This is a genomic window from Halomonas sp. BM-2019, assembly GCF_017584085.1.
In genome coordinates this window covers 904,203-927,986 of sequence record NZ_CP071922.1, presented here as the reverse complement: position 1 = coordinate 927,986, position 23,784 = coordinate 904,203, and the positions used below count along the sequence as shown (strand labels likewise).

Here is a 23,784-nt window from a genome sequence, read left to right as displayed (position 1 = left end):
CGCATCCAGCGCCAGGGCGCGCCCCGGGGTCTTCATGGTCAGGAACATCACACGGTCGAGACCGTGGCGGGGCATGGCGACGAGCAGGGGAAAGAGGGTGCCCAGGGTCTTGCCGATGCCGGTGGGGGCCTGGGCCAGCAGGCAGCGCCCGGTGGCCGCCGCCTTGTAAACGCCCTCGGCCAGCGCCCGCTGTCCAGGGCGAAAGTCGGCATGGGGGAAGGCGAGCCCCTGCAGGGCGGTATCGCGGGCCTGGCGATGCGCCGCCTCCTGCTCGGCCCAGGACCGGTAGCGCCGGCAGAGCGCGGCGAGGAAGGCGGCCAGCTCGGCGGCCTCACAACGCTGCTCCAGGCGGGTCTCCCGGCCGCTGCCCACCTCCAGGTAGACCAGCGCCAGGGTGATCTCGGCGAGCCCCCGCTCGGCGCAGAGCAGGGCCCCGTAGGCCTTGAGCTGGGCCCAGTGCAGGGCGCGCTGGTTGTCGGCCATGCGCGCGAGATCGCCGCGGTGGGTCTTGATCTCCTCCAGGCAGTCGGCGACCGGGTCGTAACCGTCGGCCCGCCCGGACACCGCGAGCCCCGCGACGACGCCGGCCAGCGGTAGCTCACTGAGGTAGCCCGGCCCGCGACGCCGGGCCACCTCGGCGTGGCCGGCCATGCCCTCCAGGGCGCTGGGTGCCGGGGTGAAGCGGTGGTCGAGGTCGCCCGTCCGGGCGGTGACGTCGCACAGGGTGCGCACCGCCACCCGGTAGCGTGGCGCCTCCGCCGCGGCCCCTGAGCGGTTCAGGCCCCACCGTCCTGCCAGCGCACCCGGCACACCGCCGCGGGGATGCCCTCGGCCCGGAAGAAGGCCAGCCAGCGGCGCTGGTTGTCCTGCAGGCTATCGCCCGGCCCCTTGACCTCGATCAGCCGATACGCCGGCGCGGTCGGCGCCGAGGCCTCGGGCAGGAACTGGATCAGGTCGGGCAGGCCGGCGCGATTGGCCTTGAGATCGCCCAGCAGCCGCTCGAAGCAGGCCCGCAGATGGGCCGGCGGAATACGCGCCAGGGCAAGAGTCAGCAGCGGCTCATCGAGCCCGTCCCAGTGAACGAAGGGGTTGGCGATCCCCTGCTTGGCCCGCCAGGTGGCCAGGATCGCCTCGCCATGACGGCCCTCGTCGAGCGTCGCCAGGCAGCAGAGCAGGCCGAACAGGCCGGTGAACAGCGCATTCTCCACATAGTGCACCGGCGCCTCGTCACGGTGCAGGCGGTCGCGCACGGCGAGCTCCACGCCGGCGGTGCGCGCCAGGCGCAACTCCATCCACTGTGGCTCACTCGCGGGCGGCGAGGCCTCGACGGGCAGGCCCAGGCGCCGCCGCAGGCGTGGCAGCAGGCGCTCCAGCGCCTGGGCCTCGGCCTCGTCGGCGGGCGCTCGCGCCAGGGGTTCGGCCAGCGCCAGGGCCTCGGCGTACCGGCCCTGGCGCTCCAGCAGGCGCAGCCGGCGGACGCGTGCCTCGGCGCTGCCCGTGGCCGGCGGCCAGCCCGCCGCGACGTAGCAGTCGAGCGCCACCCCGGGGGCGCCCTCCCGCTCCGCCTGGCGGCCCAGGGCCACCCGCAGGCGGTGGCCCCGCGAGCGCAGCCAGGGGTTGTCGTCGGGCGGCGCTGACCACTCCCGGACCAGCCCCACCGCCGACTCGCCGGCGTCGAGGCGTTGGCGCAGGCGGTGCAGGGCGAGATAGGCCTCCAGCTCCGCGCGGCGCTGGAAGGCGCGGGACTCGGCGCCGAAGGGCACGACCTCGAAGCACTGGAGGCCCAGCTCGGTGAGCACGAACTCGGCCCAGTCCTGGCGAAGGTTACCGAAGAACAGCAGCCGCAGCCGGTCGCAGCTGGCCATCACGGTGAGCCGCACCACCCGATCCGGCGCCGCGGGCCACCATTCGGCCAGCGGGCGCGCCTCGAGCCGCCGCGGCGCCAGGGCGTCGAAGAGCGCGGCCTTGCCGAGCATTGCGGGCAGGCCGGCGGCGCGAATCTCCTCGGCCAGGGCCAGGCGCAGCTCGGGCAGGCGCAGCTGGGCGAAGAGGAGCTCCAAGGGCAGCACGGGGTCGCCCTCGACCAGGCCGGCCGCCATCAGCGGCGCCAGGGCCACCTCGCCGTCGCCGCTCTCGGCTCTGTCCTGGCTGTCGGCGCTGATCTCGGGATAGACGAGCTTCGAGGTGCGAAAGTGCTCGCCGCGGCGCATCACCATGCGCACCAGCAGTGCCCGGGAGGCCCGGGGCAGCGCGGCGAAGTCGGCCAGGAACGCCTGCTCCTCGGCGCTCAACAGGTCGCCGTGGCGCTCAGCGACCCAGCCCAGCACGAACTGGAAGTTCGCCAGGTAGTAGAAGGGATCCTCGAGGGAGGCGGTGGGCGAGCTACTGGTCATGCATCCATGATATCAGCCCCTCGGCCAGCGCCGCGACCACCTCGGCGGCGGGTACCTCGCGGCAGCCGCTGGCGTTCTGGCCGGCCCAGAGCGGCGAGAAGTCGCCGCTGCCGGCGGCCTCGGCGGCGGCGCGCAGCGGGGCGATGGCCGCGGTGGCCAGGGGGAAGGCCGGGGCGGCGTCGCTCATCGGCCCCAGCTCGCGCATCAGCCGGGTGAGGATGCCCCGGGCCGGGCGCCCGGTATAGAGGTTGGTGAGCGCCGTATGGCGGGCGGCCTCGGCCCCCAGGGCCAGGGCCGCCGCCACGCCGCGGGCATCGGCGATGCCGCCGGCGGCGATCACCGGTACGCCGACCGCCGCCTTCACCTGGGGCACCAGCGCCAGGGTGCCCAGCTGGGTGGTGAGGTCGTCGGAGAGGAAGATACCGCGGTGACCGCCCGCCTCGAGGCCCTGGGCGATCACCGCATCGACGCCATGTGCCTCCAGCCACTGGGCCTCGGCCACCGTGGTGGCCGAGGCCAGCACCCTGGCGCCCCACGCCTTGACCCGCTCGAGCAGCGCGGCCTCGGGCAGCCCGAAGTGGAAGCTCACCACCTCGGGCCGGAAGGGCGCGAGGGCATCGCAGGTCTCATGATCGAAGGGGCGGCGGCCGGGCCCTTCCGGCACGGCGGCGATATCCAGGCCGAACTCGGCGTAGTAGGGGGCGAGCGCCTGATGCCAGCGCACCATGGCGGCGGCATCCGGCTCGGGCGGCACATGGGTAAAGAAGTTGACGTTGATGGGAGCCTCGGTGGCGTCGCGGATGGCGGTGAGTTCCTCGGCCATGGCCGAAGGCGCAAGCATGGCGCAGGGCAGCGCGCCGAGACCGCCGGCCCTGGCCACGGCGATGGCCAGCTCGCTGCCCTGGGCGCCGGCCATGGGGGCCTGGAGGATCGGCAGGGTGATGCCGAGGGTCTGGGTCAGGCTCATCGGGTCTCTCCAGGATCGTGTGGAACGTCGGATGGGTCATCGGGTTCAGCGTCGCGGCGCCAGGGCCGGCGGGGGCCCAGGGTATCGGCCACGAAGGCGCCGCGTTTGCCGAGCGGACGGGGCTCGCCAACGGTGGTGTCACGGCGGGTCTGGCGCTCCATTTCACCGTTGATCTCGGCCCCCAGCAAGACGACGAAGGCCGATAGCCAGAACCACAACATCAGCACCACCACGGCGCCCAGCGAGCCATACAGCTCGCTCAGGGTGGCCATGCGCCCCACGTAGAGGGAGAGCCCGGCAGAGCCCGCCAGCCACAGCAGGGTGGCGGCCAGGGTGCCGACGCTGACCCACTCCCAGCGCGGCGAGCGGCGATAGGGGGCGAAGCGGTAGAGCACGGCGATCACTGCCATCATCAGCAGCAGCAGCGCCGACCAGCGCAGCAGGCCGATCAGCCTCGCCGGGGTCCCCTCGAGGCCGAGCAGGCCGATGGCCAGGGGGAAGAGGGCGACGAAGACGATGGAGACCAGGGTCAGCAGGATCAGCCCCAGGGTCAGGGCGGCGACCACCAGCAGGCGGCCCAGCAGGCCGCGCCGCTCCTCCTCGCCGTAGACCAGGTTGAGGGCGATGATCAGCCCGCGCACCCCCTTGGAGGCCACGAACAGGGCCACCGCCAGGCTGCCCAGGGCGGTGAGGCTGAGGCCGGTGGGGGTGTTGTCGCCGATCTCGCGGGCCTGCTGCTCGACCAGCCCCGCCGCCTCGGGGGGCAGGTAGCGGGCCAGCTCGCTGATCTGGCGTGCCATGTCCTGGGGGTCGAACGCCAGGGCCCACAGGGAGATGATCGCGGCGATGGCGGGAAACACCGAGAGCAGGGCGTAGAAGGCGATGCCGGCGGCCAGGATGCCGACGCGGTCGTCGGTGAGCTGCTCCTTGACGCGCCAGAGGATGTCGAGCCAGCCGGGGCCGGGAATCTGGGCGGGCTGGGCGGCGCGGCGGCCGCGTCGCGATGGGGCCATGGGGTCCTCAGTTCGAGCGGGCGGGGTGGAGCACCATGCGGGCGTCGCGGATCTCGATGTCGAAACGGTTAAGGAAGCTCATGCCGAGCAGGGCCACATCGCCCTCCATGCCGGGGCTGATGGAGCCGCGCACCTCGCGGACCGAGAAGCCGCCGAGGCTCACCTCGTCGAGGGTGGTGAGGCTGCCCCTCACCCGGCCGTTGGCGGTGTTGAACCAGGCGCTGCCGGTGGTCTCCAGGCCAAGGCGCTGGGCCAGCTCCGAGGAGACGGCCACGTAGGTGGCGCCGGTATCGAGCAGGAACTCCACCGGCTCGCCGTTGATGCGCCCGGTGGCCAGGAAGTGGCCGGCCCGGTTGCGCTCCAGCACCACCGAGCTCTCGCCGTTCACGGCGTTGACCAGGTGGGTGTTGGGGTTGCGCTGGCTCTCCAGGTAGCCGTGGAACCACCAGGTCCCGGCCCCGATGAAGAGCATCCAGAACAGCAGCATCATGCCGAGCCCGGTGCGGCGGACCGCTCTGTTGTCATCACCCATGGTGAGTCCTCCCGTCCGTTGGCGAACACCGCCGCCGGCCCATTTACACCCGACACCCCCCTGTCTGTACTGACTCCCGTTCGCTCGACTCCCAATCTTTCACAAGGATAACGCCCCTTGCAGGAAAGCACTCAGGCTTCGACCCCCGTTCCCGATCATCATTCCCTGGCCGTCGACCAGGCGGGTGATCGCCTGCGCGGGCACCACGGCTCCCACGGAGAGCAGGCCCAGCTCCACGCTGAGCAGCCGCTGGCCGCTCTCCCCACTCAGGCCCGTCCATTGCGCGCCTCCCACTCCGCCGCCGCCCGCTGCCCGCGGGCCTGGTTCACCGCCAGGCAGATCAGGATGGCGATGAGGAAGAGCGCAGCGCAGAGCAGGATCGAGGCCTGCAGGCCCACCACCGACTGCAGCAGTCCGAGGGCGATGATGCCGATCACCCCGGCCAGCTTGTTGGCCAGGCCCCAGAAGCCGAAGAACTCCGCGGCCTTGCGGGTGGGCGAGAAGAGGCCCACCAGGGCGCGGCTGGCCGACTGACTGGAGCCCAGCGAGAGCCCCGCCAGGCAGCCGACGACGAGGAAGAGGTGCTGGGCCTCCCAGGCGAGGCCCAGGCGGGCGTTGAGGAAGGCGGTGACCTCCGGGGTGGCCCAGATGGCGATGATCGCCGCCACCCAGAGGCAGAGGGTGAAGAGGTAGGTGATCTTGGTGCCGATGCGGTCCTGGATGAAGCCGAAGCCGAGTGCCCCGGCCGCCGCGGTGATCTGCACGATGATGAACATCAGGTTGCGGATCGACTCGTCCCAGCCGATCACCTGGGCGCCGTAGATGAAGGCGAAGGCGATGATGATATAGATCCCGGCCATGGAGAAGAGCAGCGAGACCAGGAAGATGCCCAGGTCGCGGAAGCGACGCAGCTCGTGCAGGGTGGTGGAGACCCGCTCCCAGGCGATCTCCCGGTAGGGCTTGCCCGGCGGCTGGGGGGTGCCGCGCTCCTTCACCCACAGGAAGGTGGGGATGGCGGTGACCAGGAAGAAGGCCGCCGCGAAGGGGCCCACCCAGCGGATGCGCTCGAAGTTCTCGGCGGTGGCCTCGCCCAGCGCCACCAGGGTGAAGCCCGCGGCGAAGAGCCCGCCCACGTAGCCCAGGGCCCAGCCGAAGCCGGAGATCTTGCCCAGGTCCTCTGGCGGCCCCAGGTCGGGCAGGAAGGCGGCGATGAAGGACTCGCCCATGGAGTAGGCGTAGTTGGAGACCACGATCAGCAGCAGGCCCAGCACCACATAGCCCGGCGCCACGAAGTAGAGCATGGCGGTGGTGGCCACGGTGGCCAGGTAGCTTACGAACAGGAAGCGCTTCTTGGAGGCCTGGTAGTCCATCACCGCCCCGCACAGGGGGGCGGTGATCACCACCAGCAGGTAGCTCACCGCCAGCGCCAGGCTCCACAGCAGGTTGGCCAGCCGGTAGCCGTCGCCGCGGTCGCCGACGATCACCGTGGTGAAGAGCTCGCCGAACACCACGGTGATGATCAGCAGGGTGTAGGCCTGGTTGGCGAAGTCGAACATCGCCCAGCCGAGGATCTCCTTGCGCGAGGCGCGAGTCCGCGGCGGCATGGCGCTGGTCAGAGGAGGCATGGGGCTATCCTTGCGGGTCGAGACGGCAAGCCTAGCAGCCCGGGGCCCTGGCGCACCATCTCGGCCCCGGCACTCGCCCTCAGCGACAGAGCCGGAAGCCGCGCATGCCGAAATGGAAGTGGTCGGCGTGGGCAAGGTTGTAGTCCGGCCCCAGCACGTTGCCGAAGAGGTCGCAGGCGCCGTCCCGGACCTCGTGCAGGAACTCGCCCCGCTCGTCCGCCTCGTCCCAATGGTCGAGCAGGCGGATCTCGCGCCCGTCGGCCAGCCGGAAGGCGGCCACGTCCAGCGCCTCGGCGGTGGCGTGCTCGCTGAGCCGGCCATCGGCGCGGCCATAGACATTGCGGCAGGCGAAGCTGCCCAGGTGCTCCACCCTCGCCACCCGGCTGCCCAGCACGGTTTCCGCGGCAGGCTGCAGCCGCTGGCGTTCGAAGAGCGTCCAGGCCAGCGCCAGCGGACAGGTCGCCACGAAGCTGGCATTGAAGTCGACGCCGCTGGCCTCGAGGCGCACCGCACCACGTTGGCAAGCGGGCAGCCCGCCACGGGCTCGTGATCCTCGAGGGGCGTGAACGAAAGCTCACCCTCCGGCACCGTGGCCAGGGCCGCCAGGCACCCCTCGCGGTCGTCGGCCAGGCGGTGCAGCTTCCAGCGCGTCACGGGTGTCAGGGGGTCGTCGACCTGGAGGGGCTCGGCGGGGTGCCAGTGGCGCGGAATCGCCGCCTCGAAGCGCCACCAGGCCAGCGCCAGGGCACCGGCCAGCAACGCAAGGATCAGCAGCCCCCGCATCGTCCCGGCCAGCCCCTGGTCACGAGTCCGGCTTGCCGGCATCGGCCGAGGGGGCCGCCTCGGCCCGCTGGAGGCGGTCGATGGCCGCGCCGCCGCGTCGGGAGAGGTCGGCCAGGCGATCGATCTGGGCGTCCAGCCGGGGCAGGGCCTCCTGGCGATAGCGTGACAGGTCATCGATGGCGCCCATCACGTCCTCGAAGGCCTGCTCGAGGGCCTGCATGTCCAGCATCGCGCCGGAGGCGCGCCGCTGGATCTCCACCCCCTGCTGGCGCAGGGCGCGGGCGGTGCCGCCGATCATCGCCGAGGTGGTGGTGTTGAGGGCCTCGACCCGGTCCAGCACCAGCCGCTGGTTGGCCAGGGCCAGGGCCACGGTCACCGCGACCGTCAGCGCCGAGACGGTGACGTTGATGGCGCGGTCGACGCCGCGGATCAGCTCGCGGTTGTTGCGGATCACCACCTCCAGCGCCAGCCCCCCCTGCTGGCTGACCGTCAGCTGCTGCTGGAGATCGACGACGCGCTGACGCAGGGGGAAGAGCAGCTCCTCCTCGAGAAAGCCGCGCTGGGGGTCCGTCTCGTCGCGCCGGGCAATCGCCGCCTGCAGTCGCCGGTCGATCAGCCGCCCCAGGGCGACCTGACGCTCCAACTGACTGAGGGTCTCGCCCAGCGCGGTCTGATCGTCGCTCAGCGTCAGGTTGTCGCGACGCAGCATGTCGCGCCCCCCCTCCAGGTCGGCGATGATCGCATCCAGCGCCTGCTGGGCACTCTCGAATTTTCGGAAATAGCGCTGCAGACGGCTGCCGACGCCGGGGATCACGGCCAGCAGCCGATCCAGCGGCCCCGGCGAGAGCCTGTGCCGGGAGGGGTCGAGCCGCTGCATCTGCTCACGCAGCTCGACCAGCGATCGCGCCACCGGCCCCCCTTCGTCGCCCTGGTGAGCCAGCTGGCGCAGGGGGGTGTCCAGCATGGCGCTTCGGTGCGCGGCCTGCTGCTGCAGTTCCAGCCCCATCTCGTCGACGGCGCGTCGCTGGCGCGCCAGGGAGCCCTCGTCGCTGCCGCGGATCACCTCCGCGACGAACGCATCGGCCATGGCGGCCAAGGCGGCATCCTCCTCCGGGGCCTGGCCGCTGCCCTCCTCGGCCGCTTCCTCCTCGGATGGCGTCGCGCCCAGGTCACGGGCGATCTCCTCCAGCGGCGGCAATGACAGCCGGGGGCCGCCGGTAGATTCCTGATTCATAAGCACCTCTCGAGACGTGAACCCCGCGGGCCTTGACCCGGGCATCGAACCCTCCACTCTTCACCCGCTGCCACGCCCGTAACGATCGGCTCCCTCCACGAAGCGGCGCAGCTCCTCCAGCGCCCGCTCGGTGGTCAAGGAGGCCTGGGGCCGCCCGGTCTCGATACGCGCCATGGCCACGGCCGTGTCGTCGAGCACCGTCAGCGCCGACTCGTTGCGCGCGGCGAGCTCGCCCAGCCGGCGCTCGGTCTCCTCGACCAGCTCCAGGCGCCGCAGCAGGGCGGCCCGCTCCTCCTCCCCCAGCCGCTTGCCGTCGGCGGCCAGGCGACGGCGCACGAAGTCGGCATCCACGCTGGCCACCCCCCGGGCCTGGGAGGCCATGGCGTCGAGGGTATCCAGCGCACCGAGGCAGACCTCGGCCACCAGGCCCCGCGCCCGCTCGAAGGCCAGTTCGCCGCTGTCGAAGCGGCCACTCAGCACGGCCAGCACATGGCGATAGCGGCTGTAGAGGCGGTCGGCCTGAACGGCCAGGTCGGGCCGGCGCGCCTCGATCAGGCCCTGCTTGGCCCGGCACATGGCCAGCACCAGGCGGTCGGCATCCGCCGGCGGCCGGGCCGGGTCGAGGACGGCCACGCCGGCCTCCTGGGCCTCACGGGCCTGCCGATGCCGGCGCTCGGCCTCCCGCTGCAGCCGCTGGCGCCGCTCTCGCCGCCGCCGCAGCCAGCCGCGCAGGCGTCGCTCCAGCGGCAACGCCAGGGGGACGGCAACGAGCCCCGCCAGCCATCCCGCCAGGCTCGGCCCGAAGCCTCCCCACAGCGAGGTCAGCCACAGCAGCAGGCTGATGAAGGGCACCACCAGGCCGTAGCGGGCGATGACCTGCCAGCGGGAGGGGGAATCGGAAGCCAGGGCCAGCCGCGGATTGGCCAGCCCCACCAGCAGCCAGGGCAGGCAGGTCATGAAGAGGCCATAGGAAAATCCCTGCAAGAATCCCAACATGGAGCGCGGTATCCTTTATCCAGCGGCGAGGGCCGAGTCCAGGGTAACCGGTCACGGCCAGGTGGGGCAGCGCCGCCCTCGACAGGCGTTCCCGCCGCGCCGGGGGCGGCCTACAGCAGCAGGGTCAGGACCAGGGCGACCCCCCCCACCACCAGCGCCACGATCACGGCGAAATCGACCAGGCGATCCAGCCAGCGATCCAGCAGGGCGCCGGACAGCCGGCGGGCCAACCGGCTGACCAACCGGCAGGAGAGACATGGCGGAAATCCGATTTCACCATTTCCCCTGAGCTTACGACCTGCGCCGCTCCCAGGCCAGCGGTGAGGGCCAACCGATCCCGAATCCCCCTCCCCGGCGGCGGTTGAGCATCCGGGTGGCGCCTGAGCGGGCGGGGATTGCATGGGGCCGGCTCTGCCCCGATGATGAAAACACTCAGCAGGCTAACATTTTTTCCCTTCCCGCACAGGAGCCGCCATGTCCCGTCTTGCCGATACGCCCCTCTCCGTCCTCGACCTGGCGCCGATCCGCGAGGGCGGCAGCGCGGCCGACAGTTTCCGCGAGAGCGTGGCCCTGGCGCGGCTGACCGAGGAACTCGGCTTCACCCGCTTCTGGCTCGCCGAGCACCACGGCATCGAGGGCATCGCCAGCGCCGCCACGGCGGTGCTGATCGGCCATGTGGCCGGCGCCACCCAGCGCATCCGGGTGGGCAGCGGCGGCATCATGCTGCCCAACCACCCGCCGCTGGTGATCGCCGAGCAGTTCGGCACCCTGGAGGCCCTCTACCCCGGGCGCATCGACCTGGGGCTGGGGCGCGCCCCGGGCTCCGACGGCGCCACCATGGCCGCCCTGCGCCGCGACCCCTACGCCGGCGTCGACGACTTCCCCCAGCGCCTGGCGGAGCTGCAGGGCTTCCTGGGCGACGAGCAGCCCGGCCAGCGCGTGCGGGCCGTCCCCGGCCAGGGCGCCAGGGTGCCGATCTGGCTGCTCGGCTCCAGCGGCTACAGCGCCCAGCTGGCCGCCCGCCTGGGCCTGCCCTTCGCCTTCGCGGCCCAGTTCGCGCCCGGCTACCTGTTCGAGGCGCTGCGCCTCTATCGCGACAACTTCCGCCCCTCCGAGGTGCTCGAGCGCCCCCACGCCATGGTCGGCCTGCCGGTGATCGCCGCCGAGAACGACGCCCTGGCCGAGTACCAGGCCACCACCGCCCGGCAGAAGTTCCTGGGGATGATCCGCGGCCGGCGCACCTGCGCGAAGCCGCCGGTGGAGCACCTGGAGATGACGCCCATGGAGGAGGCCCAGCTGCAGCAGTTCCTGGGCGCCGCCATCATCGGCGGCCCCGAGACCGTGCGCGAGGAGCTCGAGGCCTTCCTCGCGCAAACCGGCGCCGACGAGCTGATGCTCAACACCGATGTGTTCGCCCTGGAGGACCGCCTGAGGAGCTACGAGATCGTCGCCGAGGTCTGGCGCTCATGACCCAGAACGCGGATTCTCGCGCCGGCTTCGGCCATCTGCGCCAGGGCTTGCGGCGCCTGGCGCCGCTCCCGCGGTTCGTAGCGTCTTCGGGATTTCGGCCCTGGAGCCGTGGCACCTGGTCGCATCCTGCCCCCGTCTCGGAACGAAGCGCCCCGCCTGCTTTCCAACGGTGAGCCCTCGCCTGGGCTACCCTTACCCGCGGCGCCCTGCGCCGCCCGACCGGAGAACGTGATGCCCGATTCCCAAGGCCCTCACCAGGACCCGCACCACGACTTTCATCGCAACGTCGCCTGGCGCACCGCCAGGGAGTGGCAGCAGCGCGCCCGGCAGACCAACGCCGGCGGCCTGCTCGGCAGCCTGAAGATGCTGCTCGCCTGGCTGCTGTTCGGCGCCATGATGATCGTCGCCATGGTGCTGGGGCTGTTCTTCCTGCTGCTCGGCTGGGCGCTGATGCCGCTGCTGCGCTACCGGCTGAAGAAGCGCATGGAGAAGATGCGCGCCGACCGGGCCGAGGATGTCGGCGGCGGCTTCCACTATCGCGAGACCCACTACCGCGAAACCCGCGGCGCCGACGACTGCCACCGCGAGCAGCAGGTGCTGGAGGGGGACTATGAGGTCAAGGCGGAACCGCGGGGGCAGGACGAGGCCCCCGGCGGCAGGCGCTGATCGCCACGCGGGCGCCGGTCGCAGCGCGTCCCCGACGGAGAGGCGAACGCCACCCTGCGGGCAGGGCTCGCCTCACGCCTGACTCACCCGCGATCTCGCCCCCTACATCGCCACTTCTACCGGCTTCACCAGCCGGTCGAACACGCTGTAGGCGAGCTGCATGACCTCACGATGGCTGCCGGCATTGAAGGAGATGAGGTCGGCCTGGGCCAGGTGCGGCGAGACGAACACCTCCATGTCGAAGAGGTTGCCGAAGGGCGGCATCGCACCGGGCTCGCAATCGGGGAAGCGGTCCTCGAAGCCCGCCTCCTTGGCCAGCTCGACGGACTGGGCGCCGACGGAGCGCGCCAGCCGCTGCAGGTCGACGCGATCCGTGGCCGGCAGGACCGTCATGGCGAGGCGGCCATCGATCTCCACCATCACGCACTTGGCAAAATGGCGACCCGGCACATGGGCCGCCTCGGCGATCTCCTGGGCGGTATAGGCGGGCGAATGCTGCTGGATGACGTATCTCACGCCGTTTTCATCGAGAAAGTGCTTGACGCGCTCCATGGACATGGGAATCACCCTCCCGGGGGTCGATATCAAGGGGCCTACCGACAAGCCTAGCTCAGCGTCACCGACGATGGGAGAACGCAATGCGCGCACGCCCGGGAGGGCCGTAGCCGCGGTCGGACCGACCTCCCCCCGGGGCAGGGGCGATGAACCGAAAAAAGTCCCGGCGCCACCAAGGGGGCCGGGACAAGGAGGATAGCGTCTTGCCGCCGCTCTACTCCAGGGATTCGTAGGGCAGGCCCACGTAGTTCTCGGCGATGGTGGTGAGGCCCGCCTCGGAGCTGGTCACATAGTCCAGTTCGGCCTGCTGCATGCGAGTGGCGAAGTCCTCCTCCTCGGAGAACTTGTGCAGCATGGAGGTCATCCACCAGGAGAAGCGCTCGGCCTTCCAGATCCGCTTGAGGCAGGTCTCGGAGTAGCGCGGGATCAGGTCGGTGCGCCCCTCCTGATAGACCTTCACCATCAGCCGGTAGAGGGTGTTGACGTCGCTGGCGGCGAGATTGAGCCCCTTGGCCCCGGTGGGGGGCACGATGTGCGCGGCATCGCCGACCAGGAAGAGGCGGCCATACTGCATGGGCTCGACCACGAAGCTGCGCAGCGGCGCGATGCTCTTCTCGATGGAGGGGCCGGTGACCAGTGATTCGGCCACATCGTCGGGCAGGCGGCGCTTGAGCTCCTCCCAGAAGCGCTCATCGGACCAGTCTTCCACCTTCTCGTCCAGCGCCACCTGGATGTAGTAGCGGCTGCGGGTCTCGGAGCGCATGCTGCACAGGCTGAAGCCGCGCTCGTGGCGGGCGTAGATCAGCTCGTCGGAGACCGGCGGCGTGTCGGAAAGGATCCCCAGCCAGCCGAACGGGTAGACCTTCTCGAACTCCTTGATATGACCTTCGGGAATCGACTGGCGCGAGACCCCGTGGAAGCCGTCACAACCGGCCACGTAGTCGCAGTCGAGGCGCACCGTCTCGCCATCCTTGTCAAAGGTGATATAGGGGCTGTTGGTCTCGAGGTCGTGGGGCTGGACGTTGTCGGCCTCGTAGATGGTCTTGCCCCCCGTGGCTTCGCGAGCCTCCATCAGGTCGCGGGTCACCTCGGTCTGGCCGTAGACCATCACCTGGCTGCCGCCGGTCAGGGCAGCCAGGTCCACACGGACCCGGCGGTTGTCGAAGGCCAGCTCGAAGCCGTCATGGGGCAGCCCCTCCTCGTTCATGCGCGCATCGACGCCGGCCTCGCGGAGCAGGTCGACCATGCCCTGCTCCAGCACGCCGGCGCGGATGCGGCTCAGCACGTACTCGCCGCTCTTGCGCTCGAGGATGACGTTGTCGATGCCCTGACGGCTCAACAGCTGGCCGAGCAGCAGGCCCGAAGGGCCTGCACCGATGATGGCGACCTGTGTCTTCATGGGGGAACTCCGTAGTTGTGTGGCGTGCCAAGGGTCTTTGCGTACAGGTGTTCGCAGAATGAATTGTATTTTTCAATGAATAAGCCGCCGACATAAGGCATGATTCAATTCATCACTTGGACTATTCACGTCGACACACTCGACCTTGGTCGTAACGACGGGAGCCGCTCATGACAACCCCCAACCCTATCCCCGTCTTCAAGCTCTATGGCGAGACTCGCCACTGGCCGACTCCGGACCTGCTGCACTGCGAGTCGATCCCGGAGCGCAGCGCCCTGCATGACTGGCACATTCGCCCCCACCGTCACGCCGACCTGGTCCACCTGCTGCATGTCAGCCACGGCCGCGTCGACCTGGAGCTGGAGGGCACCCGCCACCCGCTCGAGGGGCCGCTGGTGATCGTGGTGCCGAGCATGAGCATCCACGGTTTCCGTTTCTCTCCCGATGTGGACGGCCACATCATCACCCTGGCCCGACCGCTGGTGGAGCACCTGGCCGAGACGGCCAGCAGCGCCGGGGCCCTGCTACAGCACGCCGGGTTCCACGGGCTGCACGGTCCCGGCAGCGGGCGCCGCATCGCCACCCTGGTGACCCAGATCGATGAGGAGTACCGTCAGCCGGCGCCGGGGCGCGCGAGCATGCTGGAGGCGCTGATCCAGGCGCTGGTGGTGGCACTCTCGCGCCTGCAGGTCGTCACCGGCCGGGGAGCCAAAGCATCCACCAGCCATCACGACCGTAGCCACCAGCACCTGGAGAACTACCAGGCGTTGATCGAGGCCCAGTTTCGCCGCCAGCCCAGCGTCGAACAGTTCGCCGCCCAACTCGGCATGAGCAGCGCCCACCTCAATACCCTGTGCCGGCGCCTGGCCGACCGCAGCGCCCTGCAGCTGCTGCATGAACGCCTGCTGCTGGAGGCCAAGCGCCAGCTCACCTACACCAACATGACCATCAGCCAGATCGCCGACAGCCTGGGCTTCTCCGAGCCGGCCTACTTCACACGCTTCTTCAAGCGCAACACCGGGCTCTCGCCGCGGGACTTCCGGCTGCGTCAGCATGCCTCCGAGGCCCCGAAACAGGACGCCCCCGGCCAGGCGAGCTGAACCGGGGGCGAGGCGAGGAGGAGTCTGATGAGTGGCGGGATGCCCCGTTAGTCGGGCTCCACCATGAAGCGGGAGAAGAACTGGCTCAGCTCATCGAAGCCATCCAGCGGCAGCACGAGCGAGACGTACTGGTCCGGTCGCACCACCACCAGGGCGCCGGCCCCGCGATCGATGCCGCGCAGGTCGAAGATGTCCTGGTCGGTGTCCAGCACCGGCGCGTGGGCCTTCTGGTAGTCCTGCAGCCCCAGGGGCCCCTTGTGCGGCTTGAGGAAGGCGTGCATCTCGGCCCAGTCCACCTCGAGGTGGGACTGCTGGATGATGCCGTGGACGTCGAAGATGGCGTCCGGATCGGCCCCTTTGGGGGTGAAGCGGCGGATCGGCGACGCCTCGCTGGCCAGGAAGTCCATCAGCTGGTTGAAGCGGGACCCGGGGCTTCTCGGGTCGACCATGTCGGCGAAGGCGTAGAGCCGCCAGCGGCCGTCGGCGCGATGGACGTGCCCGAGGTGAACCCGCTTGGCATCGCCGAGCCGGACGACCTCGGCCGAATGGAAGCGGCGCCCGGGCGGGAAGCCGGTGGCCAGCCCCAGGTGGGTATCGTCGCCGGTCAGCAGGTCCGGGGTGTAGTGGGTGGCGAACCCGGCGGTGAACTCGCTGTTGGTGACGAACTGGCGCTGCACCTCGGCCAGCCCCTTCAGCGCGGCCTGGGGGTCGTCGATGTCCTGAGCGGCACCGATCGCCTGTGACCAGCGGGTATCCATCTCGATCAGGTTTTCCGCGATGACGTGGCGCTCGGCGTTGTAGGTGTGCAGCAGGCTGGCCGGGCTGCGGCCCTCGAGCACCGAGATCAGCTTCCAGCCCAGGTTGAAGGTGTCCTGCATCGACACGTTCATGCCCTGTCCGGCCTTGGCGGTGTGAGTGTGGCAGGCATCGCCGGCGATGAAGACCCGCGGCGTGCGGCTCTTCAGCTGGTCGTCGTCGACATCGTCGAACTTGTCGGTGACCCGGTGACCGACGCGGTAGACGGAGAACCAGGCGGTCTCCTTGACCTCGAAGGTGTAGGGCGCCAGCACCGCCTGGGCCTTGGCCAGCACCTGCTCCTGGGTGAGCCAGGCGTCCGGGTCGATCTCCCCCATGTCGACGTAGAGCCGCACCATATAGCCGCCCTCGCGGGGTATCAGCAGGATATTGCCCGCCTCGGCGGACTGGATGGTGCACTTGAAGCGAATGTCCGGGAAGTCGGTCACCGCCAGGAGGTCCATCACGCCCCACGCCTTGTCCCCGCCGTGGCCCTGGGGCACGCGGCCGATGGACTCGCGCACCACGCTATGGGCCCCGTCGCAGCCGACGACATACTTCGCGCGGACGCGCTTCTCGCCCTCCGGCGTCTTGAGGGTCACCGTGACGCGCTTGTCGGGGGCCTCGGGCACCTCCACCTTGAACGTCTCGTGACGGTAGTCGACCCGCAGGCGGCTGGGCGAGTTGTGCATGTACTCCAGCAGGAAGTCGAGCAGGCGGGCCTGGTTGACGATCACGTGGGGGAACTCGGAGAGGCCATCGCGGACGTCCTGCACGCGGCCGAGCCGGGTGATCCGCGACTTGTCGCCGGGCGCCGGGCCCCAGAAGTGGGTCTCGTTGATCCAGTAGGCCTCGGTGGTCATCCGCTCGGCCAGGCCGAAGGCCTCGAACATCTCCACCGTGCGACAGGCGATGCCGTCGGCACGCCCCACCTCGAGGGGCCCGTCGGCCTTCTCCACGACGCTGGTAACGATCTCCGGGAAGGTCGACAGCTGGGCGGCCAGCAATAGCCCGGCGGGGCCGGTGCCGACGATGAGCACGTCCACCTCTTCCGGCAGCGGACCCTGCTCCTCGCTGCGTCCTTCGGCCAGGGGTTGAATTCGCGGGTCGCCGCTGCGGTAACCGTCGAGGAAGTACTGCATCGTTTCGCTCCATCCCGTGCGCTACGGGTCATCATTGTTGAAGGTCGATCAGGGGTCGGGGTGCGTCTGGTGCGGCAATTCGCCATGGCCATAATCGTCAGTATTGTGATCGAGTCAGCGGCGAGCAACCCGACTTTCGGCCAATTGATCATAATTGTGATGATCGCAATACTGACTCAGGTCAATATTTGTCCACACCCCCACCCCGCCGGACTTGACACCAAGCCTCCGGGCCATCCACCGATCACCCCCGACAACCAACAAGAGGATCAGCGTCTTCCGCTAGCCAACGCCACGCCCGGGGCCGCGAGCGGATGCCCGGGCGGGCGCACTCTGCTAAGTTAGCGCCAGGCCCGGCCGTCGCCGTCTGCCGCCGCAGCGGCCAGCGGCCAGCGCGGTCGTCCGGCCGGATTCCTTCCCTCCTCCACAAGACCGAGACCATGACCGCAGCCCCCCTCTCCGAGGCCAGTCACCTTCCTGGCAACCTGCTCCGGCGCTGCCACCAGATCAGCGTGGCGATCTTCCTGCGCAAGTGCGAGGCCTATCATCTGACCCAGCTGCAGTACATCATCCTCTGTGCCCTCGAGGAGAAGGGGGCGATCGACCAGATCACCCTGGGCGGCCATACGGCCCTGGACCGCAACACAGTGGCGGTGGTGGTGCGCAAGCTGGAGGAGCGCGGCCTGGTGACCCGACACCGCAATCCGCAGGATCGCCGCGCCATGCTGGTCACCCTGACGAAAGAGGGGGAACGGCTGCGCCAGGCCGCCGAGCCGACGGTGGCCGAGGTGCAGGAGGAGATCCTCGCCCCCCTGGACGAGGACGAGCGCGAGATCTTGGGCCGGCTGCTGACACGGATCGCTGACGAGAACAACCACCTCAGCCGCGTACCGGTGCGCCAGGCGGGTTGACCGCCTCGCCACCACCACACCAAACGACGAGGCCCCCTGAAGCACTGCTCCGGGGGCCTTGTCGATCTCGATATAGGCGTCTTGTAGCTCCTTACTCGCCGATCCTCAGCACCGGCTTGACGGTGGTGCCGTTCTTCGAGTCCTCGAAGGCCTGGTTGATCTGCTCCGGCGCGTAGAACTTCACCAGCCGGTCGAAGGGGAAGCGCCCCCCCTTGTAGTAGGCCACCAGCTGCGGGATGAAGACCCGCGGCACGGAGTCGCCCTCGATCACCCCGATCATCGACTTGCCCTCGGCCATCAGGTCGTGGTGCACGTCCAGGGTCACCTCGGGGGTGACGCCGACGATGGCCGAGACGCCCAGCGGCTTGAGCGCCTGCAGCGACTGGCGCACCACCACCGGCACCCCGGTGGTCTCCACGGCGAACTGGCTGCCGCCGCCGGTGATCGCCCGCACCCGTTCGACGGTGTCTTCCTGCTGGCCGTTGATGGCATGGGTCGCGCCCAGCTCCCGGGCCAGCTCGAGGCGGCTGTCGTGGACGTCCACGGCGATGATCTGATGGCAGCCGGCGATTTTAGCCGCCATGATGGCGGAGAGCCCCACCGCCCCGCAGCCATAGACCACCAGGCTCGACCCGAACTCGGGCTTGAGCCGGTTGAGCACGGTGCCGGCGCCGGTCTGGATGCCGCAGCCCAGCGGGCCGAGCAGCGCCAGGTCCACCTCCGGGTCGACCTTGACCGCGTTGCGGGCGCTGACCACGGCGTGGGTGGCAAACGAGGACTGGCCGAAGAAGGTGGCCAGCGCCTCGTCGCCCCGGGCCAGGCGGTGACTGCCGTCATCCATGGCGCCGCCGAAGTTGAGCTCGTTGAAGGTATCGCAGACGGTGGGGTGGCCGGTCAGGCAGTGGCCGCAGCCGCCACAGTGCGCAAACGACAGCACCACGTGGTCGCCCACCTCGAGCCCCGTCACCCCCTCGCCGAGGGCCTCCACCACGCCGGCCCCCTCGTGGCCCAGCACGATGGGAAAGGGGGCGATGCCGAGATCCCGGGCCACCGCATCGGTGTGGCAGACGCCGGTGGCCAGGATGCGCACCCGCACCTCGCCCAGCGCCGGCTCCGCCAGCTCCACCGCCTGCCACTCGAAGTCACGCCCCTGCTCCAGGGTCACGGCCGCTTGAATCTGCATGAGTCGTTCTCCTTGCCTTGATGAGGCGAAAGCCGGGCCACCCGGGGATGGCCCGGAACACGCGGTCTCAGAAGGGATAGCCGCGGGGCGCGTGCTGCATACTGATCCAGTGGTCGGTGGTGAACTCCTCGATGGCCCAGTCGCCGTTGAAGCGGCCGAGGCCGGAGTTCTTCTCGCCGCCGAAGGGCACGTGGGCCTCGTCGTTGACCGGCATGTCGTTGACGTGGGTCATCCCCGCCCTGATGCCCTGGGCGAAGCGCAGGCCGCGGGCCAGATCGCCGCTGAACACGGCGCTGGAGAGGCCGTACTCGGTGCCGTTGGCCAGTTCCAGGGCGTGGGCCTCGTCGCGGGCCTTCTGGATGCCCACCAGCGGGCCGAAGATCTCCTCGCGGCTGATCTCCATCTCCGCGGTCACATCGCCGAACACATGGGGCGGCACCAGCTGGCCCTGGATCTCGTCCTCCAGCAGCACGGTCGCGCCTTCGCGTTTGGCGGTGGCGATCTTCTCCTCCAGGCTCTCCCGCTGGCTGGCGTTGATGATGGGCCCCACCACGGTGGTCATGTCATCGGGGTCGCCCACCGGCAGCCCCTTGACCTTCGCCACGAAGCGCTCGACGAAGGCGTCATACCGGGACTCGGCCACGATGATGCGGTTGACCGCCATGCAGATCTGGCCCTGGTGCAGGAACTTGCCCATGGCCGCGGCATTCACCGCCTGCTCGATGTCGGCGTCGTCCAGCACCACGAAGGGGCTGTTGCCGCCCAGCTCGAGTGAGACCTTCTTGATCTGCTCGCCGCCGCTGGCGAGGCGGCCGATACGCCGCCCCACCTGGGTGGAGCCGGTGAAGGAGATCAGGCGCGGCACCCGGTGCTCGACGAAGGCATCGCCGATCTCGCTGCCGGCGCCCACCACCACACTGAGTAGCCCTTTTGGCAGGCCGGCCTCCTCGAAGATCCTGGCCAGCAGCAGGCCGCCGGTGACCGGGGTGTCGCTGGCCGGCTTGACCACCACGGCGTTGCCAAGGGCCAGCGCCGGGGCGATGGAGCGCTGGGAGAGGTGCAGCGGGAAGTTCCAGGGGCTGATCACACCGACCACGCCCAGCGGCTTGCGATAGACGCGGTTCTCCTTGCCCGGCACGTTGGAGGCCAGGGTCATGCCGTGGACCCGGCCCGGCATGCTGGCGGCCTCCAGGGTGATGCCGCGGGCCGCGCCCCACTCGACGTTGGCCTTGAGCCGGGTACTGCCCGACTCGCGGATCAGCCAGTCGATGATCTCCTCCTTGCGGGCGTCGAAGATCGCCACCACCCGCTGCAGCAGGGCGCTGCGCTCGGAAGGCCTGGTCGCCGCCCAGGCGGCCTGGGCCTTCTCGGCGGCCAGGAAGGCGGCGTCGAGGTCGGCGGCGTTGGCCAGGCGGATCTCGAGCAGCTCGCTGCCGTCGTAGGGGTTGGTCACCCGGGCGGTGCGCTCGCTAGCGCCCTCACGCCACTCGCCGGCGATGGGCTGGAGATGAAAATCTCGGTATGCAGTGCTCATCGGTTCGCTTCCTCAGGGTCGGTTCGGGGACGGACGGTTACAGGCGAATGCCGGACTTGCCGGGGGAGAGAATCCCGTTGGGATCCAGCGCCCGCTTCAGGGTGCGGTGCACCTCGCGCAGCGGCTCGCCGAAGGTGCCGGCCACCTGCTCCATGAACTCGTTGTTGGTGCGGTAGAGGCCGTAGCCGCGCTTGGCGAACTCGTCGATCAGCTCGGCGAAGCAGTCGTGGGCGCGCTGGGTCTCCTCCGGGTCCTGCCGGTTGTAGAGCAGGTCGATGACGTGGTGTATGTCGCGCCAGCCGACGATGTACTCGGCCACGTAGTCGAAGCCGTACTTGCCGAGGATCTGCTGGGCCAGCTCGGTCTGGTCGCGGGTCTCGCTGCCCTTGGCCTGGGAGACCGGGGCGAACCACATGGAGCCGCCGCCCCCGCGCCAGTTGTAGAGGCCGAACTCCTGCAGGTTCATCTCACCCTTCATCAGCGCCGAGCGATACTCGAAGCCGCCGCCGCGCCGCTCGGCCTCCTCGCCGTACAGGATCTGGGCCTTGCCACTCCGGCTGAAGGCCTCCTCGATGATCTTCCAGTTGACCTCGATCTGCTCCGGGGTGCCGTAGAGGGCGGCGTAGATGTTCCACTCGCCGATCCCCTCGTCCTGCTTGATGCGCTCGATGGCCTCCCGCGGGATGGACTCGGGGCCCTCGTAGTAGGCCTTGCGCTCCACGTGGGTGCCGGCGTCCCACAGGGTGTGCACGATCACCACGGCGTTGGGTATCACCTGGCGGATGCGCAGCGGGCGCATGATCTCGACGATCTCCTCGATATCCTCGGGGTCGGGATACTGGATCAGGAAGGGGCGATAGGCCGGCGGCTCCGGCATCAGCCAGAGGCCCATCTTGGTGACGACGCCGTAGTTGGACTGGGAGAAGAGGCCGTCCAGGTAGGGGCCATAGCCCCACTTGAAAACCTGCCAGGAGGTCGAGTTCTCCACCCCACCCATGCCGGTGCGGATTATCTCGCCGTTGGCCAGCACCACCTCCATGCCGCACTGGAACATGAAGTGCTCGCCGTAGGGGGTGTAGCCCACGCCGCGATCCAGGGTGTTGCCCACCGGGCCGGCGATGGCCGAGGGCGCCGGCACCGAGAGCCACAGCTTGTAGCCCTTGTCCTGGATGTAGTCGTAGAGCTGTTGGTAGGTGACGCCGGGCTCCACCAGCGCCGTGCAGGAGTCCGGATCCACCTCGAGGATGCGGTTCATGCGGTGCAGGTCGAGGATCACCTGGCCGGTCTCGCCCGGGGCGGCCGAGCCGTAGCCCAGGTTCTTGCCGGTGGAGATGGTCCAGATCGGCACCTGGAACTCGTTGCAGGTGCGCACGATCTGCCCCTGGCCGAGCATTTCCTCGCCCGCTGCGAGCATCACTATCAGCGCCACACCCTGGGCTTCTCCGATCAGGCCCGCTCGGCCATGACACAGTACGCCTGGCCCGGCAACGTGCGGGAGCTCAAGAACATCATCGAGCGCGGCGTCATCCTGACCGCGGACCACAAGCACATCGCCGAGCGAGCGCTGTTCGGCGACTACCGGGTCCCCACCCTGGAGCGCGAGAAGGGCCAGGGGCTGGACGCCTCGGGCATGCTCGCCCAGCGAACCGGCGGCCGGCGCACCGGAGCAGCACATCCGCTGCCTGCTCGATGCCGGCATGACGCTGGAGGCGGTGGAGCAGCGCCTGATCGAAGCCGCCCACGCCGACAACGGCGGCAATATCGCCGCGGCCGCCCGCCAGCTGGGCATGACCCGCGCCGCCTACGCCTACCGCCTCAAGAAGTACGGACTGTAGGGTGCCGAGACGACCGCGCCGCCGCCCCTGGGGGCGGCGGCGCGGTCAGCGGCGTGGGTTGTCGCTCGATCAGAAATCGAAGAACACCGTCTCGCCCTCGCCCTGCAGGCGGATGTCGAAGCGGTAGCGCACCTTGCCGTCGACCTCCTCGCGCTTGGCGATCAGGGTCTGGCGGCGGGCCGGCGACTCGATGGCGTTCAGCACCGGGCAAGCGGCGTTGGCGTCCGCCTCGTCCTCGAAGTAGAGGCGGGTCTGCAGGTGGAGATTGATGCCCCGGGCGAAGACCGCCAGGTTGATGTGCGGGGCCATGACCACACCATCGTTGCGGGTCACCGGGCCCGGCTTGATGGTGGTCAGCGACCACTCGCTGCCGCCCTCGGCGGTGGTGGCGGTGCGACCGAAGCCGTTGAACGGTTGCTCGAGGTCGAACGCGGGCTGGTACTGGCCCTGGGCATCGGCCTGCCAGGCCTCGAGCAGGGCGTCGCGCACCAGGTCGCCGTTGCCGTCGATCACGGTGCCGACCACCTCGATCGGTTCGCCTTCGGCGCCGGGGCGGGCCATTCGGCTCCAGATCTCCTCGTCGCGCTCGGGCAGGCCGGCCACGTGCAGGGCCAGGCCGATATGCACGTACGGGCCGGCGGTCTGGGAGGCGGTCTCGCGCAGCATCAGCTCGCTGCAGGGTCGGGAATTCGGCTGTTGCATGGTCTGGTTACCCCATCCTGTCACTGGTTCTCGAACCGATCACTGGTTTTCGAAATAGGTCTGCAGTTCGCCGCGCACCACCAGGTCGAAGCGGTAGGCCAGGCAGTCCATGGGGCGGCTGCGCGACATGTCGAGGCGACCGATCATGGTCTCGACGGCCTCCGGGTCGTTGATGGTCTGGACGATGGGGCAGATCGGGATCAGCGGGTCGCCCTCGAAGTACATCTGGGTGATCAGCCGGGTGGAGATTGCCGGGCCCATCACCGAGACGTGGATATGGGCGGGCCGCCAGGTGTTGATGCCGTTGCCCCAGGGGTAGGGGCCGGGCTTGATGGTGCGGAAGCGATACCAGCCCTCCTCGTCGGTGAGGCAGCGCCCCACCCCACCGAAGTTGGGATCCAGCGGCGCCAGGTAGGCGTCCTTCTTGTGGCGGTAACGGCCGCCGGCGTTGGCCTGCCACATCTCCACCAGGGTATGCGGCACCGGCTTGCCGAACTGGTCGACGACCCGGCCGAACATGATGATCCGCTCGCCCACCGGCAGGCCGGGTGTCTCGGCGTCCCGGAAGTTCAACAGCAGGTCGTTGTCGTGGGGCCCCATGCGCAGCCGGCGGAAGTCCGGACCGCTGAGCTCGGAGACACTGGGCGTCTGCAGGCTGACCAGCGCCTGGCTGGGCGAACGGGCCACGGACGTCTTGTAGCCGGGCGTGTAGGCGGCGGGGTGCCAGTCACGGTCGCGCTCCACATAGCGCTTGTTGTCGTGTTGCATATTCGGCTCTTCGTTGCGGGCGAGGAATTGACCTGGATCAGTGTGGCCTCTCGCCGCAGATCTGACAATTGACGTCTCGCCCCACCCACATAACCCCTGGGTTATGACCTGCTCGCCCCCGCCGCGGTTTCCCGAAGCAGCTCGCAGAAGGCCTCCAGGGCCAGGGAGGGCTGCAGGCTGG

Annotated in this window: 20 protein-coding genes and 2 pseudogenes (1 of these 22 cut by a window edge); 5 read left to right on the top strand and 17 right to left on the bottom strand. The window is 69.7% G+C overall.

The genetic code is table 11. From position 1 onward, the window contains the following. The 9 genes and pseudogenes from J5F18_RS04725 to J5F18_RS04685 form a co-directional block, all read right to left on the bottom strand. Nucleotides 1-780 (bottom strand): annotated as a pseudogene (locus J5F18_RS04725) (ATP-dependent DNA helicase); it reaches 1,508 nt to the left of the window's first position. Next, complete coding sequence (locus tag J5F18_RS04720) at nt 777-2,393, bottom strand: VRR-NUC domain-containing protein (RefSeq protein ID WP_346301169.1); 1,617 nt, start codon at nt 2,391-2,393, stop codon at nt 777-779. The pseudogene J5F18_RS04725 and the gene J5F18_RS04720 overlap by 4 nt, the downstream one beginning before the upstream one ends. Beyond that, entirely contained in the window at nt 2,383-3,360 is a 978-nt protein-coding gene (locus tag J5F18_RS04715; RefSeq protein WP_346301168.1) for a nitronate monooxygenase, read from the bottom strand. Before J5F18_RS04715 ends, J5F18_RS04720 begins: the two co-directional genes overlap by 11 nt. Then, a complete protein-coding gene (locus tag J5F18_RS04710; RefSeq protein ID WP_346301167.1) occupies nt 3,357-4,373 on the bottom strand; it encodes a YihY/virulence factor BrkB family protein in 1,017 nt (338 codons plus the stop codon). The genes J5F18_RS04715 and J5F18_RS04710 overlap by 4 nt, the downstream gene beginning before the upstream one ends. 7 nt (nt 4,374-4,380) lie before the next feature. After that, nucleotides 4,381-4,905 carry a TIGR02281 family clan AA aspartic protease gene (locus J5F18_RS04705; protein ID WP_346301166.1) on the bottom strand — a complete coding sequence of 175 codons (525 nt, stop codon included), beginning with the start codon at nt 4,903-4,905 and terminating at the stop codon, nt 4,381-4,383. A gap of 266 nt (nt 4,906-5,171) precedes the next feature. After that, nucleotides 5,172-6,530, bottom strand: coding sequence for an MFS transporter (locus tag J5F18_RS04700; RefSeq protein WP_346301165.1), 1,359 nt, complete (start codon nt 6,528-6,530; stop codon nt 5,172-5,174). A gap of 79 nt (nt 6,531-6,609) precedes the next feature. After that, nucleotides 6,610-7,313, bottom strand: a pseudogene (locus J5F18_RS04695) (extensin family protein). A 19-nt stretch (nt 7,314-7,332) separates the two neighbouring features. After that, nucleotides 7,333-8,547, bottom strand: a complete 1,215-nt coding sequence (locus tag J5F18_RS04690) for a toxic anion resistance protein (protein WP_346301164.1) — start codon at nt 8,545-8,547, stop codon at nt 7,333-7,335. A 60-nt stretch (nt 8,548-8,607) separates the two neighbouring features. Continuing rightward, complete coding sequence (locus tag J5F18_RS04685) at nt 8,608-9,543, bottom strand: cobyrinic acid a,c-diamide synthase (RefSeq protein ID WP_346301163.1); 936 nt, start codon at nt 9,541-9,543, stop codon at nt 8,608-8,610. Between the two features lie 474 nt (nt 9,544-10,017). On the opposite strand from J5F18_RS04685, the gene J5F18_RS04680 reads away from it, so the two are divergent. After that, the gene (locus J5F18_RS04680; protein ID WP_346301162.1) at nt 10,018-11,013 is read left to right on the top strand and encodes an LLM class flavin-dependent oxidoreductase; all 996 of its coding nucleotides are present in this window, start codon (nt 10,018-10,020) and stop codon (nt 11,011-11,013) included. A gap of 231 nt (nt 11,014-11,244) precedes the next feature. Beyond that, nucleotides 11,245-11,679, top strand: coding sequence for a hypothetical protein (locus tag J5F18_RS04675; protein WP_346301161.1), 435 nt, complete (start codon nt 11,245-11,247; stop codon nt 11,677-11,679). Nucleotides 11,680-11,781: 102 nt separating this feature from the next. On the opposite strand, the gene J5F18_RS04670 is transcribed toward J5F18_RS04675, so the two are convergent. Both J5F18_RS04670 and pobA read right to left on the bottom strand, forming a co-directional pair. Next, entirely contained in the window at nt 11,782-12,237 is a 456-nt protein-coding gene (locus J5F18_RS04670; protein ID WP_346301160.1) for a YbaK/EbsC family protein, read from the bottom strand. A gap of 211 nt (nt 12,238-12,448) precedes the next feature. After that, on the bottom strand, nt 12,449-13,633 hold the full coding sequence (pobA, locus tag J5F18_RS04665; protein ID WP_346301159.1) for a 4-hydroxybenzoate 3-monooxygenase: 1,185 nt from the start codon (nt 13,631-13,633) through the stop codon (nt 12,449-12,451). A 170-nt stretch (nt 13,634-13,803) separates the two neighbouring features. Here pobA and J5F18_RS04660 point away from each other — a divergent pair, with 170 nt between their 5' ends. Beyond that, nucleotides 13,804-14,733 (top strand): helix-turn-helix domain-containing protein, encoded by a 930-nt coding sequence (locus J5F18_RS04660; RefSeq protein WP_346301158.1) that lies wholly within the window; start codon nt 13,804-13,806, stop codon nt 14,731-14,733. 47 nt (nt 14,734-14,780) lie between these two features. Here J5F18_RS04660 and J5F18_RS04655 read toward each other — a convergent pair whose 3' ends face one another. Then, nucleotides 14,781-16,670 carry an FAD-dependent monooxygenase gene (locus tag J5F18_RS04655; RefSeq protein WP_346301157.1) on the bottom strand — a complete coding sequence of 630 codons (1,890 nt, stop codon included), beginning with the start codon at nt 16,668-16,670 and terminating at the stop codon, nt 14,781-14,783. A gap of 440 nt (nt 16,671-17,110) precedes the next feature. On the opposite strand from J5F18_RS04655, the gene J5F18_RS04650 reads away from it, so the two are divergent. Beyond that, nucleotides 17,111-17,581, top strand: a complete 471-nt coding sequence (locus tag J5F18_RS04650; RefSeq protein WP_346301156.1) for a MarR family transcriptional regulator — start codon at nt 17,111-17,113, stop codon at nt 17,579-17,581. 91 nt (nt 17,582-17,672) lie between these two features. Here the strand turns inward: J5F18_RS04650 and J5F18_RS04645 are convergent, their stop codons facing one another. From J5F18_RS04645 to J5F18_RS04635, 3 genes are all read right to left on the bottom strand, one after another. Then, nucleotides 17,673-18,764: an NAD(P)-dependent alcohol dehydrogenase gene (locus J5F18_RS04645; RefSeq protein WP_346301155.1), complete on the bottom strand. Its 1,092-nt coding sequence runs from the start codon at nt 18,762-18,764 to the stop codon at nt 17,673-17,675. A 67-nt stretch (nt 18,765-18,831) separates the two neighbouring features. Next, on the bottom strand, nt 18,832-20,298 hold the full coding sequence (locus J5F18_RS04640; protein WP_346301154.1) for an aldehyde dehydrogenase family protein: 1,467 nt from the start codon (nt 20,296-20,298) through the stop codon (nt 18,832-18,834). Between the two features lie 37 nt (nt 20,299-20,335). Then, the gene (locus tag J5F18_RS04635; protein WP_346301153.1) at nt 20,336-21,727 is read right to left on the bottom strand and encodes an FAD-binding oxidoreductase; all 1,392 of its coding nucleotides are present in this window, start codon (nt 21,725-21,727) and stop codon (nt 20,336-20,338) included. A 268-nt stretch (nt 21,728-21,995) separates the two neighbouring features. Here J5F18_RS04635 and J5F18_RS04630 point away from each other — a divergent pair, with 268 nt between their 5' ends. After that, nucleotides 21,996-22,133 (top strand): helix-turn-helix domain-containing protein, encoded by a 138-nt coding sequence (locus tag J5F18_RS04630; RefSeq protein ID WP_346301152.1) that lies wholly within the window; start codon nt 21,996-21,998, stop codon nt 22,131-22,133. A 69-nt stretch (nt 22,134-22,202) separates the two neighbouring features. On the opposite strand, the gene pcaG is transcribed toward J5F18_RS04630, so the two are convergent. Together pcaG and pcaH are read right to left on the bottom strand one after the other, a co-directional pair. Then, entirely contained in the window at nt 22,203-22,835 is a 633-nt protein-coding gene (gene pcaG, locus J5F18_RS04625; protein ID WP_346301151.1) for a protocatechuate 3,4-dioxygenase subunit alpha, read from the bottom strand. Between the two features lie 39 nt (nt 22,836-22,874). After that, nucleotides 22,875-23,603, bottom strand: a complete 729-nt coding sequence (gene pcaH, locus J5F18_RS04620; RefSeq protein WP_346301150.1) for a protocatechuate 3,4-dioxygenase subunit beta — start codon at nt 23,601-23,603, stop codon at nt 22,875-22,877. Between the last annotated feature and the right edge of the window lie 181 nt (nt 23,604-23,784).

Excerpts from the sequence above, each read along its gene's own strand:
- J5F18_RS04675 (WP_346301161.1), top strand. The coding sequence starts at position 11,245 with ATGCCCGATTCCCAAGGCCCTCACCAGGACCCGCACCACGACTTTCAT.
- J5F18_RS04715 (WP_346301168.1), bottom strand. The coding sequence starts at position 3,360 with ATGAGCCTGACCCAGACCCTCGGCATCACCCTGCCGATCCTCCAGGCC.
- J5F18_RS04700 (WP_346301165.1), bottom strand. The coding sequence starts at position 6,530 with ATGCCTCCTCTGACCAGCGCCATGCCGCCGCGGACTCGCGCCTCGCGC.
- pcaG (WP_346301151.1), bottom strand. The coding sequence starts at position 22,835 with ATGCAACAGCCGAATTCCCGACCCTGCAGCGAGCTGATGCTGCGCGAG.
- J5F18_RS04720 (WP_346301169.1), bottom strand. The coding sequence starts at position 2,393 with ATGACCAGTAGCTCGCCCACCGCCTCCCTCGAGGATCCCTTCTACTAC.
- pobA (WP_346301159.1), bottom strand. The coding sequence starts at position 13,633 with ATGAAGACACAGGTCGCCATCATCGGTGCAGGCCCTTCGGGCCTGCTG.
- J5F18_RS04705 (WP_346301166.1), bottom strand. The coding sequence starts at position 4,905 with ATGGGTGATGACAACAGAGCGGTCCGCCGCACCGGGCTCGGCATGATG.
- J5F18_RS04710 (WP_346301167.1), bottom strand. The coding sequence starts at position 4,373 with ATGGCCCCATCGCGACGCGGCCGCCGCGCCGCCCAGCCCGCCCAGATT.
- J5F18_RS04690 (WP_346301164.1), bottom strand. The coding sequence starts at position 8,547 with ATGAATCAGGAATCTACCGGCGGCCCCCGGCTGTCATTGCCGCCGCTG.
- J5F18_RS04680 (WP_346301162.1), top strand. The coding sequence starts at position 10,018 with ATGTCCCGTCTTGCCGATACGCCCCTCTCCGTCCTCGACCTGGCGCCG.
- pcaH (WP_346301150.1), bottom strand. The coding sequence starts at position 23,603 with ATGCAACACGACAACAAGCGCTATGTGGAGCGCGACCGTGACTGGCAC.
- J5F18_RS04685 (WP_346301163.1), bottom strand. The coding sequence starts at position 9,543 with ATGTTGGGATTCTTGCAGGGATTTTCCTATGGCCTCTTCATGACCTGC.
- J5F18_RS04670 (WP_346301160.1), bottom strand. The coding sequence starts at position 12,237 with ATGTCCATGGAGCGCGTCAAGCACTTTCTCGATGAAAACGGCGTGAGA.
- J5F18_RS04640 (WP_346301154.1), bottom strand. The coding sequence starts at position 20,298 with ATGAGCACTGCATACCGAGATTTTCATCTCCAGCCCATCGCCGGCGAG.
- J5F18_RS04650 (WP_346301156.1), top strand. The coding sequence starts at position 17,111 with ATGACCGCAGCCCCCCTCTCCGAGGCCAGTCACCTTCCTGGCAACCTG.
- J5F18_RS04655 (WP_346301157.1), bottom strand. The coding sequence starts at position 16,670 with ATGCAGTACTTCCTCGACGGTTACCGCAGCGGCGACCCGCGAATTCAA.
- J5F18_RS04645 (WP_346301155.1), bottom strand. The coding sequence starts at position 18,764 with ATGCAGATTCAAGCGGCCGTGACCCTGGAGCAGGGGCGTGACTTCGAG.
- J5F18_RS04630 (WP_346301152.1), top strand. The coding sequence starts at position 21,996 with ATGACGCTGGAGGCGGTGGAGCAGCGCCTGATCGAAGCCGCCCACGCC.
- J5F18_RS04660 (WP_346301158.1), top strand. The coding sequence starts at position 13,804 with ATGACAACCCCCAACCCTATCCCCGTCTTCAAGCTCTATGGCGAGACT.